Genomic DNA, 16,918 nt, shown 5'->3' with positions numbered 1-16,918 from the left:
AAAACGTGCCGGACGTCGCGCGCCCGGAAACCGATCTCAGTGCTGCGGCGCCAGCGCGGCGAGCAGCGTTTTCGCATGCCGTCCTGCCTCGGGCGAGCGTTGGCAGATCAATGCCGCCAGCGCCGCCGGAGAGGGATGCGCCGCCAGATCCTGCACCGTCAGCGCCGCCGCCAGATACCTGTTGAGCACCGTTAGCAGCGCGTTCACCCCAGCATCCGGCAGGGCCAAGCGGTGGATATCGTCGTGGTCGTGCAAGCCGGCCTCGGGAGCCACCCGCTCCAGCAGCCGGTGCAGCACCTGGCGCACCGGCGCCTGCTGCGCCAGCGCGTCGGGGGTACACTGCGCCAGCAGTTGCGACAGCGGGCGATCGAACGCCCCCGCTTGCCGCGCGGCCAGGTGCAGCAGCGCCCGGTAACAGGCCAGCAGGCGTGGCAACACGTGCTCGGGAAACGCGTCCAGCCGCACGTCCCAGTTGATCAGAATGCCGTCGTCGACGTGGGCGACCTGCGCATCCAGCGCGACCTGCGGTCCCTGAGAGATGACCCAGCCGAGAGGGCCGAAGGTGTCGGCGACTCGTTCGGAAAACAGCGTCTTGCCGCGGATGCCGAAACCGGCGGTAAACACCACCGGCGAAGGCTGCAGGCTGCCGTGCAGGCGTGACAGATCGCGCATCACGCTGACGCCGGGATAATCCGCATGCTCGATCAGCTCCGCCAGCTGCGCCATCAGGCGTTGGCAGAAGGCGTTCAGGTTTTCCGTCGGGTTCAATTCCACGCCGAGCAATACCAGATTAGAGAAGTCGCCGACGAGGCGATGCGCGTCTTCCCGTTCGCTCTCGCGGTGGAACAGCGGCACGTTGAGCCGGAAGCGCGTCATGTTCCAACCCTGGCCGACGGCCAGGGCGAACAGCGCTAAAAACAGCGTCGAGAGGGAGGTGTGGTGCCGCTTGGCCACGCTCTCCAACGCGCGGCTTTCTTCTGCATTCAACTGGATGGCCAAACGATCGCTGCGGCAGCGGTCCGGCGTGCGCAGCAGGCGCGGCGCCGGCGGCACCTGCGCCAGGCGAGCACGCCACCAACGCTGGCTGCGTTCGCGCCGCTGGTGCAGCGCCTCGTCGGCGTTGCGTCGTTCGAGGTGATCGAAGTAGGCCGGCGGCGCGTCATGGGAGGGCGCCGCCGGACACTGGTGATAAAACGCCGCCAGATCCTCCATCAGCAGGCGAAAGCTCATGGCATCGCCGGCGATCATGTCGAGATCGACGTGCAAGCGGCTGCGCCCTTCCGGCAGCAGGCTCAGGCTGATATCGCAGGGAACGCCCTGTTCCAGCGGCAGCAGCTGGGTGCTTTTCGCCTGGCGTTTGGCGGCGAGCGCGGCCGCCAGCGTCGCTTCATCGGCGTGTCGCCAGTCGTCGAGATGCAAGGTATGCCGGGGACTGGGGGGCGCGATCGTCTGTTGGCCATCGTCGGTAATGCGCAGGCGCAGCAGCGGATGATGCAGGTACAACATCTCTACGGCCTGGCAGAGCCGAGCGGCATCCAGCTCGCCGCCGTCGAACTCCGCATACAGGTGGGCGGCCATGCCGCCCAGAGGGGGAGCGGACTGTCGGCCTACCCAATAGGCGGCCTGCATCGTGGTTAACGCTTTCATCGGGTATCCATTTTGATTCAGCCAACGAGACTGCAAGAATATATCCAAATGTTAATAGGAATGAAAATTATTATTATTTGATCCATTTGGCGCATGGGTGCTATCTATAAGGCGTTTTAGCAATACTGAGCAGAGAGGGCGTTGGGCGTGAGTAATTTATCTATATTATTCTTAGCATTGAAATGATTGCTTGTTATTGCAGCGCTCGTTTTTCCTGCGAAAGTATAAGGGCTTCTGGCAGTTGTCTTGTCAGCCCTCACACCTTTATTGATAATGATTTGCATTAGAAAATGCAAAATATTATCATTCTTAACATTATTTTACGTTTTTATACAAGCTGCCGGCCGCTCCGCCGGCGGCTTGGCCGTGGACGGGGCCGCGCCCGTTCGGCCGCGAAAGACATGGGTTTGCCGCAGGGATAAGCAACAGCAAGGCCGGGAAGGCCGCAGCGTCATGATCTGTGTGAGTGTCGATGTAGGTTGTGTAAAAAAAAATCAAATTTTGTGCACCTCTGGGATGAAAGGAGAAGACATCTATGGGCAAGCATTTTGCGGCTCAACGGCATGAAAGCGTAGGAAACGGGGAAAAGGCGGGGTTGAAAGCCATTGGGGCATTTTCCTCCGTATTTTTAGGGGTTTGTTCACTGGCGATCGGTAACGTCAACGCGGCGGAAACGAAGAGCAACGAAACCTACCAGGACGCGGAAACGCTGCTGGTCACCGGTGAGAAGATCAAACGGTCCATTTTCGACACCGGCTCCAGCGTGCAGGTGTTCGACAGCAACCGCATCGCCTCGATGCCCGATGCGGTGCAGATCCCCGATCTGCTGCGCATGACCCCCAACGTGGTGGATCTGGGCATCGGCAACGAACTGCCGACCGTGCGCGGCATCGACGGTTCCGGCCCGAACGTCGGCGCCAACGCTTTCCTTAGCGGCACCCGCCCGCGCCTCAATCTGTCATTGGACGGCCGTTCGCTGACTTATAACGAACAGGCGTTCGGTCCGCAGTCGCTGTGGGATCTGGATCGCGTCGAAGTGTTCCTCGGCCCGCAAAGCTACATCCAGGGGCGCAACGCCATCGCCGGCGCCATCGTCATGGCCAGTAAGGATCCGACCTTCGAGTGGGAAAGCGCCTTCAAGGGCGGGGCCGGCAACCAGCACTCTTCACAGTTGGCGGCCATGGCGTCCGGCCCGCTGGTGGAAGATCAGCTGGCGTTCCGCGTCAGCGTCGATCGCCAGCGCCGCCGCAGCGAAGCCGATCTGCCGGCCTATGCGCCGGTGGGCGATCCGCGCGAAGTGGAAGCCACCACCGCCCGCGCCAAGCTGTTGTTCAACCCGGCCGGCCTGCGCGATCTGACCACCAAGCTGACCTTCAACCACTTCGGCAGCACCGCGCCGCAGAACGAAAGCCTCAACCCGCAGCCGCATCCGACCAACCCGCGCCACGATCCGCGCCGCGCCGTGTTCAAAAGCAACATGAACAGCACCATCTGGGATCTGGCCTGGGAGCAGTCCGACGCACTGACGTTGGAAAACCGCGTTATCTACACCGACTTCAACATCAACCGTCCGACCGCTTACAACATCCAATACGCCGAGATCGACGGCCAGGAAGTTCACGTGGAGCCGGTAGTGCGCTTCGGCGGCGCGGACAGCCGCCTGCACGGGCTGGCGGGGCTGCGTTACTTCCACGGCACGCAGGATGAGTTCGTCAACATCTTCGGCGGCTCGACCTTCAAGGATAAGACCGATACCCATTCGGCGTTCGCCGAGCTGACCTATGCGCTGACGCCGCAGGTGGACGTGACCGCCGCCAGCCGTCTGGAGCGCGAACATCGTCGCCGAGACGGCGGCAGCCAGGCGGTGCGCATCGATTTCGATGAAACCTACACCGTGTTCCTGCCGAAGCTGGACGTGGCCTGGAAACCGACGGATACCCAAACCTACGGCGCCAAGATCGCACGCGGCTATAACGCCGGCGGCGGCGGCATCACGATCGGCACGCCGGTGGTCAGCTACACCTACGGTTCCGAGTATGTCTGGAACTACGAGCTGTACACCCGCCATCACCTGAAAGACGCCAATGTGGTGCTGACGGGTAACATCTTCTACAACGATTACAAGGATATGCAGCTGCCTTACTCGTTGGGTGAGAACTCCAGCGTGATCCGCAACGCCGACAAGGTGGAAACCTACGGCGCGGAAATCGGCGCTACCTGGCAGCCGCGCTGGGATTTCGAACTGTTCGGCAACCTCGGCCTGTTGAAAACCGACATCAAGAAGTTCTCGGGCAGCGGCGTGGAAGGGCATGAGCTGGCGCGCGCGCCGGCTTACACCGCCAACATGGGCGCCAAATATCAGTTCCTGAAAGGGTGGGAGCTGAGCAGCAATGTGGCGTTTACCGACTCCTACTATTCGCAATACGACAACGACTCGCGCGGGCGCATCGGCTCCTATTGGACGGCCAACGCCCAGCTGGCTTACACCTTCGACTACGGTCGCGCCACGCTGTATGCGAAAAACCTGTTTGATTCCGACCGCCGCGAGATGGTCAGAAGCAATGACATTTACACGGCGACGCTCCAGCGAGGCCGCCTGGTCGGCGCAGCGGTTGAGCTGACTTTCTAACGCTATCGCGGTGACGGGGGACGAATGTCCCCCGTTTTATGCGCTATCCCGGCACGGCCGGGCAAAGGAGATAACGCAGTGATCGGTGATTTTGACAGCATTCTGAGCGATGAAGAGGCCCAGCGGCTGGAGAGCGCGTTTCAGGCGCTGGGCGCAGGGGCGGCGAACGGCGAGCGGCCGGTAAGCGAAGCCGAAGAGCGGGCATGGTTTGCCCATCTGCAGCAGGGTGACGCACGCGGGCAGCGGGCGCTAGCCTGGCGCCTGACGGGAGAGGTGGATATCGCCCAACTGACGGCGGCGCTGCAGGCGCTGGTGCGGGAAACGCCGGGCGTGAACGTGCATTACGTTTTTGATGACGAAAACGGTCTGATTAAACGCGCCGCCGATTCGGCGCCGTTGCCGGTGAGCCTGCGTCAGGTGGCGGATGAACAACACGCCATGGATTGCCTGCTGCAGGCGCAGGCGGCGCCGTTTGAACTGGAAGGCGAAGCGCCGCTGCGCTTCTTGCTGTTGCTCACGCCGGGCGGTGATGTGATGTTGGGCGCGGTATTGCATGACATCCTGGCGGAAACGCTGCCGTGGCGCCACCTGCCGGCGATGTTGTCCGCCCGTTATAACGGAGATGCGATGCCTCTGCCTTTCGCGGCGGAGCCGGTCGAGCCGCCGGAAACCCCGGAGCCACAGCTGCCCTGGGCGCGCCAGGCGGTCGCGCTGCAGGATTATCGCAGCCCGGCGCAGCGTGTTGAAGCGTTGCCACCGGTGGGCGCGCGCGTGGTCACGCGCATTGCGCGCTCGCTGTTGCCCGCCAACGACACGCCGCGGGCGTTGATGGCGGCGGTGGCGGCGCGTTTTGCCGAGTTCGTCGCCGCGCAGGCCGGCGGCCAAGCGGTGCAGCTGTGCGTGCCGGCGGCAGAAACGGCGGAGAGCGTCGGCCTGGAGTTGGGCCTGACGGCAGCGCCGCTGATGCGCCTGACCGTACGTCACGGCGACGGCGATGCCGGGCAACGGCTGCTGGCGCAGACCGTGGCTGAACAGCCGGATCGGCAGCGGGCGCAGCTGCTGGTGGCCTGGCGCGACGATCTGGCTGCAGAGTGGCGGTTGGAAGGCGTTCACGCCGAACGCCTGTTGCTGCCGCCGCTGCATACGCCGTTTGAACTGGCGCTGCTGTTGAGCTCGCCCGAGGCGGAAACGCTGACGCTGGAGCTGGTCACCGATCCGCGTCTGTCTCCGCACGCGGCGCCTTTCCTGCTGGAGCAGTTCAGCGCGTTCCTGGCCGGGCAGCGGATTGCCGTCGCATTGCCGGCGGCTGAGGCCGTTTCCCCGGCGATGGCCGCGCCGGCGGCGAACGGCGACGCGGACGAAAGCATTGCATCACTGATTTTGCAGGCGTTCCGTGAGGCGCTGGCGGCGCCGGAAATGACCCTGGATGAAGACTTCTTCGATCGCGGCGGCCATTCGCTGGTCGCCACCCGGGTGATCGGCCGCTTGCTGAGCCTGCATCAGATCGAAATCAATATTAACGATCTGTTCAGCCATCCCACGGCGCGCGGGCTGGCGGGGTACGCCAAACGCCTGAACGTCGCGCAGCCGAATGCCGCACCGACGACCGCCGACGATCATGATCGGGCGCAGGCGCCGCTGTCGTTGGCGCAGGAATCGTTGTGGAAGGTGTATGAAGCCTTTGGTCATGACGAGATCTTCAACCTGCCGTTCTCTCTGCGCTTCTTCGATGCGGTGGATGAAACGGCGCTGCGTCAGGCGTTTATCGACGTCATGACTCGCCATACCGTGCTGCGTTCACGCTTCGTCGAGCAGCAGGGCGAGGTGGTGCAGGTGGTGGTGCCGGCCGCAGAACTGCCGGATTATCAGTGGTTCCGCTTCTCTCACGAGACGCCGGCGGGTAACGCCGCGGCCCTGTTGGCCGACGCCGGCCAGCACCGGTTCGATCTGGCCGCCGAGCTGCCGCTGCGCGCCACGCTGCTGCGCGATGCGGACAACGGCCAACAGCTGCTGTCGCTGCTGTTCCACCATGTGGTGCTGGATGAATGGTCGCTCAACCTGATGATGGACGAGCTGGGCGTCGCCTATCGCCATCGCGTCGTCGGCCAGGCGCCGCAGTGGAGCGGGCAGCCGCCGCAGTTCCACACCTTCGCCCGGCAGCAGCGGGCCTCGGGGGTGCAGCAGCAACATCTGGACTATTGGCTCGATGCGCTGCGCGGCGCACCGGTCGGCCAACCGATCTTCCGGCAAGAAGCGTCCACCCACCCGGCGGTGCCGGCGCCGGCGGACGTCAACGGCGGCTGGCTGGAGTTCGAGGTCGATCCTGCCGTGGCGGAAGGCCTGTATCAGCTTGCCCGCCGCAACAACGCTTCGCTGTTCAACGTGGTGTATGCCGGGATTACCTCGGCGCTGCGTCTGCTGGGCGGCCCGGCGGATCTGCTGGTGGGCACCTCAACCTCTGGCCGTAACGACGCCGAGTTCTTCGATACCGTCGGCTATTTCACCACCGTGGTGGTGCACCGCGTGCGCTTCGACGAGGGGCTGACGGTGGCCGGGTTGGTCAGCCAGGTGAAAAACACCATCAATGGCTCGCTGCCGTACACCGACATTCCGATCGATCTGGTGGAGGAAGGGCTGTTCGGCGTGGACGCCGACCGCAAGAACCACATGTTTGAAGTGTTCATCCAGATCCACAGCCGCATCAAGCTGAACGGCGAGTTCCGGCTGCAGGACGGCAGTGCGATCGCCTACCGTCAGGTGGAGCCGGAGAAAGCCGAATCGCTGCTCGGCCTGCAGTTTGAGGTGATGGAAGACGATCTGGCCGGGAAGAAATCCCTGCGGGTGATGATGACCTACCGTCAGGACCACTACAGCCGGGAGCAGGCCACTCTGATCGCCGACGGCGTTCAGCATGTCTTTACCCAGTTTGCGCAGCACATCGCTGGTGATATCGCTCTGGCGGCGCTGCCGCCCGGGCCGCAGGCATGACGTTGTTTCACTCTAACCGAAAGCATGATTTTCAAGGAGATAAAAGGATGTCTGGAACCCTAGCAACCCCGCGCGCGTTACTGTCGCTGCTGGTGGCGGCCTCTCTGGTGGTCGCCGGCGCCGCGCAGGCGGACGATGCCGGCATCAAACCGCAGGACATCAAGCGCCAGGCGCTGTCGTCGGCGGTGGTGGAGATGGCCTACAGCACCTCGCAGCAGGCGCTGTTCGTCAGCGCGCCGGACTGGAAGGAAGAGGCGCGCTCCCGCGTGCTGCGGCTGGATCCCAACACCCTGGCGATCAAGGCAGAGATCCCGCTGCAGGTGAAAGGCTTCGGCGTGGCGCTGAACGACGCGGGCAATCGCCTGTACCTGACGCAGGCCTTCAACGGCGAAGTCGGGGTGGTGGACACCACCACCAACCACGCGCTGGGCAGCATCAAGCTGCTGGACAAAGCGGTGCTGGAGCAGGCTTACAAGCAGTCGGGCATCAGCGGCAAGCGCCTGGACTTCCTGTTGGCGGAGCTGAAGAAATTCAAAATCACCGAGGACTACCTGTACCGCCTCCGCGAGCTCAAGTATGACGCGCAAAGCGGCCGCCTGTTCCTGCCGGGCCTGGGCTTCGGCGTTGACAGCGTGCTGTACGTGGTCGATACCAAAGCCGGCAAGCTGGAGAAAGTGATCCCGGGCTTCGGCTACAACGCGGTGGGCATCACGCTGGATGAGAAGGGCCGTCGGGTATTCGTTTCCAACATGCAGGGGCAGGTGATCACCCTGAACGCCGACACGCTGGCGATCACCGCCACGCACGAAGTACAGGCCGATCAGCTGCTGAACCTGGTATATGACCCGGCGAGCAATCGCCTGCTGGGCGTCGATCAGGGTATCGATCGCGACGACTACCGCAACCATCATCTGGGGCGCGACTACGTGAAGCGCAGCAGCGGCCACCGGGTGTTTGCGCTGGATGCGGACAGCGGCAAAGTGCTGGCCAGCGAGCTGACGGATGAGGTACCGATCGGTCTGCTGCTCGACGAGCGCAGCCAGCGGCTGTATGTCGCCAACCGCAAAGGCGTGCGCGTGGATCACGGCGCCGGGACGCTGACGGTGTTCGACGCCAAAACGCTTAAACGCCTGCAAACCGTAGACCTGCCGCCGCACCCTAACAGTCTGGCGTTGGATCCGAAAGGTGACGCGCTGTTCGTGACGGTGAAAAACGACGGCGCTGCCACCAAGGCCGGCAAACCCGAAAGCGTGGTGCGCATTCAGCTACACACCAAATAACTGAATGGAAAGATAAAAAAAGGGCGCCGCGGCGCCCTTTCTCGTGGCTGACAAAGGAGGAAAAAGCGTGGTTTTTCCTCCTTTGTGGTTATCAGCCGAAAATCAATGAATTGATTTTCCTTGTTTTCTATCTGTCGCCTAATGAAAGCCCGGCAACGTCATCCGCTTTGTCATTTACCTCAAGGGGTGCAGAGCACCCCTTTGTCGTTGGTTCATGTCATCAGAAGTGGGTGTTGATGCTCATGTAGTAGGTGCGGCCCGGTTCGTTGTAGGTGGCCGCGCCCGCACCGGCGATGTTGATCGCACCGGTGTTCGGGTCGCCGACGTTCTGCGCGTTGCCGGCGCGGAACTGGCGTTTATCGAACAGGTTGTCGATGCCGGCGGTGAGGCTGACGTTTTTGGTCAGATCATAGGTCGCGCTGGCGCCGACGACGGCGTAAGGGCTGACCTCGCGGGTTTCGCCGCCGGTGGCCGGTTTACCCTGGTAGTTGTACTTCTTCGGCTTCTGACGGCCGTACCAGGTCAGGGTGGACTGCATCGACAGATCCTGCGTGGCCTGCCAGCTGAGGGTCGAGTTGACGGTGAACTTCGGGATCACCGACAGGTAATCGCCGGTGGTCTTGTTCTTGTTCTCGATCATGTAGGTGGCGTTGTTGCTCCAGGTGACGGTCTCGCTGACCGGCACGTTCAGCGAGCCTTCCAGCCCTTGCACCACCGCCTTCGGCACGTTTTCCCACTGATAGACCGCCGTGCCGGTGCTGCTGGTGGCGATGCGGGAGTTACCCGCTTCAATCTTGTTGTGGTAATCGTTGCGGAAGTAGGTCACGCCGGCCAGCCAGCCGTCGTTATGGAACTCCAGCCCGATCTCTTTGTTGACGCTGGTTTCCGCCTTCAGATCGTCGTTGCCGAGCAGGTAGCAGCCGTTTCTGGTATCGCTACCGGCGCATCCCTGGCCTTTGCTGTACAGCAGATAGTTGCCGTTGGTCTGGAACAGGGTCGGGGCTTTATAGGAACGCGCGATGCCCATCTTCAGCGTGAAGTAGTCGCCCAGTTCCTGCGACAGGTTCAGCGCCGGGCTCCAGTTGTTGCCGGATTCCGAATGCAGATCGTAGCGCAGACCCGGCGTCAGCATGGTGGTGTCGGTCAGTTCAATGTTGTCTTCGGCGAACAGCGAGAAGATATGCGCGGAAGCGTAAGGGCTGCGCGTACCGGCCGTCATGCCGGGAATGGTGCCGCCCATCAGCGTTTGGCTGGTGGAGGTGCCGTCCTTCATGCGTTGTTGGCTCCACTCGGTGCCCAGCGTAGCGGTTTGCGCGACGCCCAGCTCGAACGGCACGCTGACTTCGCTGTGCGCCAGGAAGTCATCCAGCTTGGTGGTGCCGAAACCGGTGTTCTTGGTATCGAAGATGCCTTCGGTGCCGCCGGCCAAGCCTTCGTTCAGGCGGGTGTTGCGGGTGCGTTCGAACTGCACGTAGTTGTTGGTGCTCACGCCGTTGTCCCAGGCGCCGCGGTGGGTCAGGCCGAAGGTTTCACGGTAGATGCGGTTGGTCTCTTTGCCGTAGTTGCTCTGCACCAGGGCGTTGGTGTTGGTGTTCTGAGTATCGCCGGCGTACAGGTTGCCCTGGCGGCCATAGGCGTATTCGAACTCCAGCGACTGCAGATGGGCGAAATCCCAGTGCAGCAAGGCGTCGATGTTTTTATCGACCACCCCTTCGCGCCCGGCGGGCACGCTGTTGGCGTAGGCGCCGACGCGTTCGGATTTGTGCGATTCGTTAATGTCCCAGGCGTCGGCCTGCGTTTTGCTGTAGCCGCCGAACAGGCGGAAGCTCAGGGAATCGCTCAGCGGGCCGGACAGGCTGAAATCGGTGCGCTTGGTGGCGCCTTCCTGCTTGTGCTGCGGCACGTTGAAGTAGCCGTTCAGCGAGCCGTGCAGCGCATCGCCGGCCTTCTTGGTGATGATGTTGACCACGCCGCCCGCGGCGCCGTTGCCATAGCGCGCCGCAGCCGGGCCGCGCAGCACTTCGATGCGTTCGATCATTTCCGGCGGCACCCAGGCGGTATCGCCGCGTGAGTCACGTTCGCCGCGCCAGCCCTGACGCACCGAGTTGCGGCTGGAGGCCGGTTTGCCGTCGATCAGAATCAGGGTGTTTTCCGGGCCCATGCCGCGGATATCGATCTGGCGGTTGTTGCCGCGCTGGCCGCTGGTGGAGTTGCCGGTCAGGTTAACCCCGGGCATGGTGCGGATCAGTTCGCTGATGTCGCGCGCCGGCGGGCGTTTCTTGATCTCGTCGGCGGTGATGGTGGATACCCCCGGCGCCTGCAGGTTCTGCCGGGCGGCGGTCACGACGATGGTGTCTTCGCCGCGCGGCTTTTTATCCGCTGTGCCGCTGTTTTCTTCCGTGGTGGGGGTGTCGGTCTGCTGCGCGGCGTTGGCGAACGCGGACGCGCCCAATCCCAAGCCGATAAGAGTGGCCAAAGAATAACGTGATAGCTTGCTTTTCATTTGAGTGTCCTACCTTGCTGCCCTCCCTCGCCGAATGGGGGAAAGGCGGTTGTAGTTTTTGTGTAGTCGGAATAGAAAATCGGCTGCGGCAAGGGATGCCATTGATGTATCCCCGATCCCTGTCCGTTGCGCGCAATACCAGCACGATCTCCAAGCCTTACACACTATTGCAAATGCAAATTATTATCAATAGTATTTGGCCTACAGTGTGTTCGGGCGGTGGCCGGCGATAGGGAAAAGTCGACGTTCCCGGTGCCGCCAACTACAAAATGGGTAGGCGTTGTGAATACAGAACTAGAGTCAGAAAGCAGCAGATTATTGGCCAGCAGCAATGCGGGCAGTCCAGGGTGGTGGTTGACGGTGGCACGACGCGGTACGCCATGGGTAGAACCGGCGGGTAACGGCCGGTGGCGAACCACCTTTTTCTGGCGCGATCCGCAGGGATGCGAATTGACTTCCGCCTACCGCCGGGTGTGGATCAACATCAACTGCCTGACCGACCACCATCAGCCGAATCCGCCGCAAAGCCTGCTGCGTTTGGCCGGTACCGACGTATGGTACTGGCAGACCGAGCTGAACGGCGCCTGGCGCGGCAGCTACTGCTTTATTCCTTGTTTTGACGAGCGGCCGCCGGCGTTCAGCGACGACGACGCGCACGCCAACATGCACAACCTGCGTCACTGGTGGCACCAGGTGTTCGCCTGCGCCACTCCCGATCTGCTCAACCCCTATCGCTCCTGGCAAAGCGCCAGCGGCCACAGCGTTTCCGGTCTGCACATGCCGGATGCGCCGCCGCAGCCGGTGTGGCGCTCGTTCGATGAGTATGAGATCGCCAGCGGGCGCTGCACGCCGCCGCTGCCGGCGCGTTTGCAGCGCCATACCTGGCAGAGCGAGCGTCTGGGCAACAGCCGCGATGTCTGGATCTACACCACCGGCGACAGCAAGCCGGCCGAACGCCCGCTCGCGATCCTGCTCGACGGCCAGTTCTGGGCGAAGCAAATGCCGGTCTGGGCGCCGTTGATGCAACTGACCCGCGAGGGGGCGTTGCCGGAAGCGGTGTATGTGCTGATCGACATCATCGATCTGCCGCACCGGGCGCGTGAGCTGACCTGCAAGGACGATTTCTGGCTGGCGGTGCAGGAAGAACTGATGCCGCAACTGGCCGAATGGGCGCCGCACAGCGACAATCCGGCCGAGACGGTGGTGGCGGGGCAAAGCTTTGGCGGCCTGGCCTCTCTGTACGCCGGGCTGCGCTGGCCGCAGCGCTTCGGCGCGGTGATCACCCAGTCCGGCTCCTATTGGTGGCCGCGGCGCGACATGCTGCAGCTGCCGAGCATTCCTGACGACGCCTGCTGGCTGATGCAACAGGTCGAACGCCACGGCCTGGGCAACCACGGCGCGCTGAAGGTATTTATGGAAGCCGGTACGCAGGAAAAGCTGGTGCATCAGGTCAGCGGGCAAATGGCGGTGCGCCTGAGCGAAGCCGGCCATCGGGTGCACTACCGGGTGGTGGAAGGCGGGCACGACGCGCTGTGCTGGCGCAGCGGCCTGACCGACGGGCTGCAGGCGGTGTGGGCTTCCGCTTTCGCTACCGCTTATCCGGCATCGGTAACGACAGCGGCACAAGGAACGCAGGATGGAAAGCCTGAATCCGTTCGATGATCAACAGCAGCGCAGCCTGGTGCTGCGCAACGTACAACAACAATACAGTTTGTGGCCGGATTTCCGCGCCATTCCACCCGATTGGACGATCGTATTTGGCCCGGCGGCGCGCACCGAGTGCGCCGAGTGGCTGGAACAGCATTGGCAAGATATTCTGCCGGTCGCAGCACGCAAGGCGTGACCGGCGCCTGGTAATCACGGGAGCAATAAGCAGTGTCACACACCCCTAACTCTCTCAGCGGCCCGGCGCTTGCGGGCGAATGGCCGCTGGTCGCGGCGCAACCCGGCATTTGGGTCGCCGATCAAATCTCCCCGCATCGCAATGCTTACGCGGTGGCGCATGCCATCGAACTCAACGGCCCCGTCGCCGTGGAGCCCCTGCTGCAGGCCATCACCCAGGGCCTCGGCGAGGTGGACATGCTGCGGCTGCGTTTTGCGGAACGCGACGGCGTGCCGGTGCAATGGCTGGACGACGCGCTGGCGGTGCACGCGCCGGAACTTGTCGATCTGACGACGTCGCCGGATCCCGAAGCCGCCGCTCGCGCGCTGATGGACATCGATCTGGCGAGCGATCTGCGCGCCGGCAGCGGCGCACCGCTGTATCGCCATGTGGTGATGCGCCTGGCGGACGATCGCTGGTTCTGGTATCAGCGTTATCACCATCTGTTGGTGGACGGTTTCAGCTTCACCGCCATCGCTCGCCGCGTGGCGGCGATTTATACCCACCTTTGCCGCGGCGACGCGCTCGAGCCGACGCCATTTACGGCGTTCAGCGACGTGGTGGCGGAATACCAGGCTTACCGGCAGGCGCCGGCCTGGCAACGCGACGCCGATTTCTGGCGCGAAAAAGCGCGGCAGCTGCCGCCGCCGGCCACGATCTGCCCGCAGCCGCTGGCCGGGCAAACGCCCACGCCGCGCATCCACCGGCTGGAACAGCGCTGCGATCCGCAGGCCTTCGCCGAACTGGTGCAGCGTGGCGCGCAGCAGAAGCTGAACGCCGCCGATATGGCGGTGGCGCTGGTGGCGCTGTGGGTGTCACGCCTGAGCGGCCAACCGAGCTTCAGCGCCGGTTTTATCTTCATGCGCCGTACCGGCTCGGCCGCCCTGTGCGCCGCCGGCCCGGTGATCAATGTGCTGCCGATGGAGATGCATCTCGAGCCGCAGGCCACGCTGTATGAGGCCGCCGCACGCATCAGCCGCGAGCTGAAAACGGTGCGCCGCCATCAGCGCTACGACGCCGAACAGGTGCAGCGCGATCTGGGGCGCATCGGCGACGGCGAACCGCTGTACGGCACGGTCTTCAACTTCAAAATGTTCGATTACCAGCTGGATTTCGCCGGCATCGAGGGCATTACCCACGATCTGGCCTCCGGGCCGGTGCGCGATCTGGAGATTGCGCTGTTTATCGATGAAAACCACCAATTGAAGGTGGAGCTGCTGGCCAATGCCGAACGTTACAGCCGCCAGGAGCTGCAGGCGCACCTGCAACGGTTGCCGCTGCTGCTGGCGCAGTTCGCCGCGCAGGCAACGTTGCCGATCGGCGAGGCCGATATGCTGACCGCCGACGATCGCGCGCTGCTGGCGCGGATCAACGACACGGCGCATCCGGTGCCGGCGACCACGCTGAGCCAATTGCTGGCGCAGCAGGCGCAAGCCACGCCGGACGCGCCGGCGTTGGCGGATGCGCATTTCAGCTTCACCTACCGCGAAACGCGCGAGCAGGTCACGGCGCTGGCGCGCCAGCTGGTGGCGCAGGGCGTGCGGCCGGGCGACATCGTGGCGGTGGCGCTGCCGCGCTCGGTGTTCCTGTCGCTGGCGTTGATGGCGATCGTCGAAGCGGGCGCCGCCTACCTGCCGCTGGACACCGGTTATCCGGACGAGCGGCTGGCGATGATGCTGGAAGACGCCGCGCCCCGCTTGCTCATCACTCACCCGGCGCAGCAGGCGCGTTTCGCCGACAAGGGCGAAATTTTGCTGTATGACGCGCCGCTGGCGGCCGATCACGCCGCCGGGGTGGCGATCGCGGGCCCGACGCCGGACCATGCGGCCTATATCATCTTTACCTCCGGCTCCACCGGGCGCCCGAAAGGCGTGCTGGTCGGCCATCAGGCGATCGTCAACCGCCTGCTGTGGATGCAACACCAGTATCCGCTGGGGGCGGACGACGCGGTGCTGCAGAAAACGCCGTGCAGTTTCGATGTCTCGGTGTGGGAATTCTTCTGGCCATTGATGGTCGGCGCCCGGCTGGTGATGGCGCCGCCGGAGGCGCACCGCGATCCGCAGCAGCTGCAACAGCTGATCGCTCAACACCGCATTACCACGATGCACTTCGTACCGTCGATGCTGGCGGCTTTCGTTGCCGCCCTGGACGACGACGCGGCGGTGGCGAGCTGCGCCGCGCTGCGCCAGGTGTTCTGCAGCGGCGAAGCGCTGCCGGCGGAGCTGTGCCGCCTGTGGCAAAGCCGCACGGCGGTGCCGCTGCACAACCTCTACGGCCCGACCGAAGCGGCGGTGGACGTGACCTGGCATCCGGCCTACGGCGAGGCATTGGCGAAGGTGACCGGCGCCAACGTGCCGATTGGCCTGCCGGTGTGGAACACCGGGCTGCGCATTCTGGACGCGCGTCTGCGGCCGGTGCCGCCGGGCGTGGCGGGCGATCTGTATCTGACCGGCGTCCAGTTGGCGCACGGCTACCTTGGCCGGCCGGATCTGACCGCCAGCCGCTTTGTCGCCGATCCGTTCGGTGAGGGCGGGCGCATGTACCGCACCGGCGACGTGGCGCGCTGGCTGCCGGACGGCGCGGTGGAATATTTGGGCCGCAGCGACGATCAGCTGAAGATCCGCGGGCAGCGTATCGAGCTGAGTGAAATCGACCACGCCCTGCTGTCGCTGCCGGGCGTGCGCCAGGCGGTGACGCACGCGCGGGTGCTGCAGGGCACGCCGGTGGACGCCGGCGGCGATGCGCGCCAGCTGGTGGGTTATCTGGTGATGCAGCCTGGCGCGAGCTGGGATGCGGAAGCCCTGCGCGCGGCGCTGGCCGACCGTCTGCCGCCGCACATGGTGCCGGTGGCGTTGGTGGAAATGCACGATTTGCCGCTGAGCGCCAACGGCAAGCTGGATCGCAAGGCCCTGCCGCAGCCGCAGGGCGGTGAGCGCAAGGCAGGGCGTCCGCCGCAGGCCGGGTTGGAAAGCGAGATCGCCGCAGTATTTGCCCGCCTGCTGCAGCGCGAGCAGGTATTCGCCGACGACGATTTCTTCGCGCTGGGCGGCCATTCGCTGCTGGCGATGCGTCTGGCGGCCGAGCTGCGCCGCGATCTGGGCAAGGCGGTGTCCGTCGGCCAGGTGATGGTGGCGTCGCGCGTCGAGCAACTGGCCGCCTTGCTGGCGGAAGATCGCACGCAGGAAGAGGCCGATCGCAGTGGCTTCGACAGCGTATTGCCGCTGCGCGTCACCGAGGGGCTGACGCTGTTCTGTCTGCATCCGGCGTCCGGTTTCTCCTGGCAGTTCAGCGTATTGCCGCGCTATCTCGATCAGCACTGGTCGCTGGTCGGCATTCAGTCGCCGCGGCCGGACGGCCCGCTGGCGCTGAGCGAAGACATGGACCAGGTGGTGGAGGCGCACCTGCAGACGGTGCTGCAGGTGCAGCCGCACGGGCCGTACCACTTCATCGGCTACTCGCTGGGCGGCACGCTGGCCCAGGGCATCGCCGCCCGGCTGCAGGCGCGCGGCGAGCAGGTGGCGTTCCTCGGCCTGCTGGATACCTATCCGCCGGAGACCCAAAACTGGGACGTAATGCTGGACGACAACGTGTTGAAGGAAGTGCAGCGCGAGCGCGAACAGTTCCTGGCGGTGTCGCAGGATACGCTCGATCCGGCGCTGGGCGAGACGCGCACCATGATGTTCGACAACATCGAAGCCAACTACGCCGATTCGGTGCGGTTGCTGTCGCACACGCGGACCGCCCGCTTCCACGGCCAGGCGACGCTGTTCGTCGCCAAACGCACGTTGCAGGCAGGGATGGACGTGCAGCAGACCTGGTCGCAGTACGTCGATGCGCTGCAGGCGCACGAGCTCGACTGCGCGCATGTCGATATCGTTTCGCCGGCGTCGTTCAAAGTGCTGGGGCCGCTGCTGAATCGGATTTTGCGCACGCTGTAATGACGCCCGTCATCTCGCCGCCAGGCACGGGGATTGCCCCGCGTTTGGCGG

The 16,918-nt window shown here is 64.0% G+C and carries 8 protein-coding genes; 6 read left to right on the top strand and 2 right to left on the bottom strand.

What is annotated here, in order from left to right:
- Positions 1 to 36: 36 nt before the first annotated feature.
- Positions 37 to 1,647: a condensation domain-containing protein gene (locus J0X03_RS22455; RefSeq protein WP_160203903.1), complete on the bottom strand. Its 1,611-nt coding sequence runs from the start codon at positions 1,645 to 1,647 to the stop codon at positions 37 to 39.
- A 535-nt stretch (positions 1,648 to 2,182) separates the two neighbouring features.
- Between J0X03_RS22455 and J0X03_RS22450 the strand changes: the two genes are divergently transcribed.
- The 3 genes from J0X03_RS22450 to J0X03_RS22440 all read left to right on the top strand — a co-directional run bounded on the left by J0X03_RS22450 (position 2,183) and on the right by J0X03_RS22440 (position 8,544).
- Positions 2,183 to 4,276, top strand: a complete 2,094-nt coding sequence (locus J0X03_RS22450; RefSeq protein WP_033641581.1) for a TonB-dependent receptor — start codon at positions 2,183 to 2,185, stop codon at positions 4,274 to 4,276.
- Between the two features lie 78 nt (positions 4,277 to 4,354).
- A complete protein-coding gene (locus tag J0X03_RS22445) occupies positions 4,355 to 7,264 on the top strand; it encodes a condensation domain-containing protein (protein WP_160203904.1) in 2,910 nt (969 codons plus the stop codon).
- A 47-nt stretch (positions 7,265 to 7,311) separates the two neighbouring features.
- Positions 7,312 to 8,544, top strand: a complete 1,233-nt coding sequence (locus tag J0X03_RS22440; protein ID WP_103101951.1) for a YncE family protein — start codon at positions 7,312 to 7,314, stop codon at positions 8,542 to 8,544.
- A 220-nt stretch (positions 8,545 to 8,764) separates the two neighbouring features.
- Here the strand turns inward: J0X03_RS22440 and J0X03_RS22435 are convergent, their stop codons facing one another.
- Entirely contained in the window at positions 8,765 to 11,047 is a 2,283-nt protein-coding gene (locus J0X03_RS22435) for a TonB-dependent siderophore receptor (RefSeq protein WP_047573056.1), read from the bottom strand.
- 282 nt (positions 11,048 to 11,329) lie between these two features.
- Between J0X03_RS22435 and fes the strand changes: the two genes are divergently transcribed.
- Genes fes through J0X03_RS22420 form a run of 3 tightly spaced genes read left to right on the top strand, consistent with a single transcriptional unit; the run spans position 11,330 to position 16,867 of the window.
- Positions 11,330 to 12,709, top strand: a complete 1,380-nt coding sequence (fes, locus tag J0X03_RS22430) for an enterochelin esterase (RefSeq protein ID WP_074446879.1) — start codon at positions 11,330 to 11,332, stop codon at positions 12,707 to 12,709.
- Positions 12,684 to 12,890 (top strand): MbtH family protein, encoded by a 207-nt coding sequence (locus J0X03_RS22425; RefSeq protein ID WP_033644173.1) that lies wholly within the window; start codon positions 12,684 to 12,686, stop codon positions 12,888 to 12,890. Before fes ends, J0X03_RS22425 begins: the two co-directional genes overlap by 26 nt.
- A gap of 32 nt (positions 12,891 to 12,922) precedes the next feature.
- Positions 12,923 to 16,867: an enterobactin synthase subunit F gene (locus J0X03_RS22420; protein ID WP_160203905.1), complete on the top strand. Its 3,945-nt coding sequence runs from the start codon at positions 12,923 to 12,925 to the stop codon at positions 16,865 to 16,867.
- Positions 16,868 to 16,918: the final 51 nt, after the last annotated feature.

It is taken from the genome of Serratia ureilytica, assembly GCF_017309605.1.
Lineage (GTDB): Bacteria > Pseudomonadota > Gammaproteobacteria > Enterobacterales > Enterobacteriaceae > Serratia > Serratia ureilytica.
The sequence above is the reverse complement of the archived record's forward strand: the minus strand, read 5'-3'. Positions and strand labels throughout refer to the sequence as shown.

Excerpts from the sequence above, each read along its gene's own strand:
- J0X03_RS22450 (WP_033641581.1), top strand. The coding sequence starts at position 2,183 with ATGGGCAAGCATTTTGCGGCTCAACGGCATGAAAGCGTAGGAAACGGG.
- J0X03_RS22455 (WP_160203903.1), bottom strand. The coding sequence starts at position 1,647 with ATGAAAGCGTTAACCACGATGCAGGCCGCCTATTGGGTAGGCCGACAG.
- J0X03_RS22425 (WP_033644173.1), top strand. The coding sequence starts at position 12,684 with ATGGAAAGCCTGAATCCGTTCGATGATCAACAGCAGCGCAGCCTGGTG.
- J0X03_RS22435 (WP_047573056.1), bottom strand. The coding sequence starts at position 11,047 with ATGAAAAGCAAGCTATCACGTTATTCTTTGGCCACTCTTATCGGCTTG.
- J0X03_RS22440 (WP_103101951.1), top strand. The coding sequence starts at position 7,312 with ATGTCTGGAACCCTAGCAACCCCGCGCGCGTTACTGTCGCTGCTGGTG.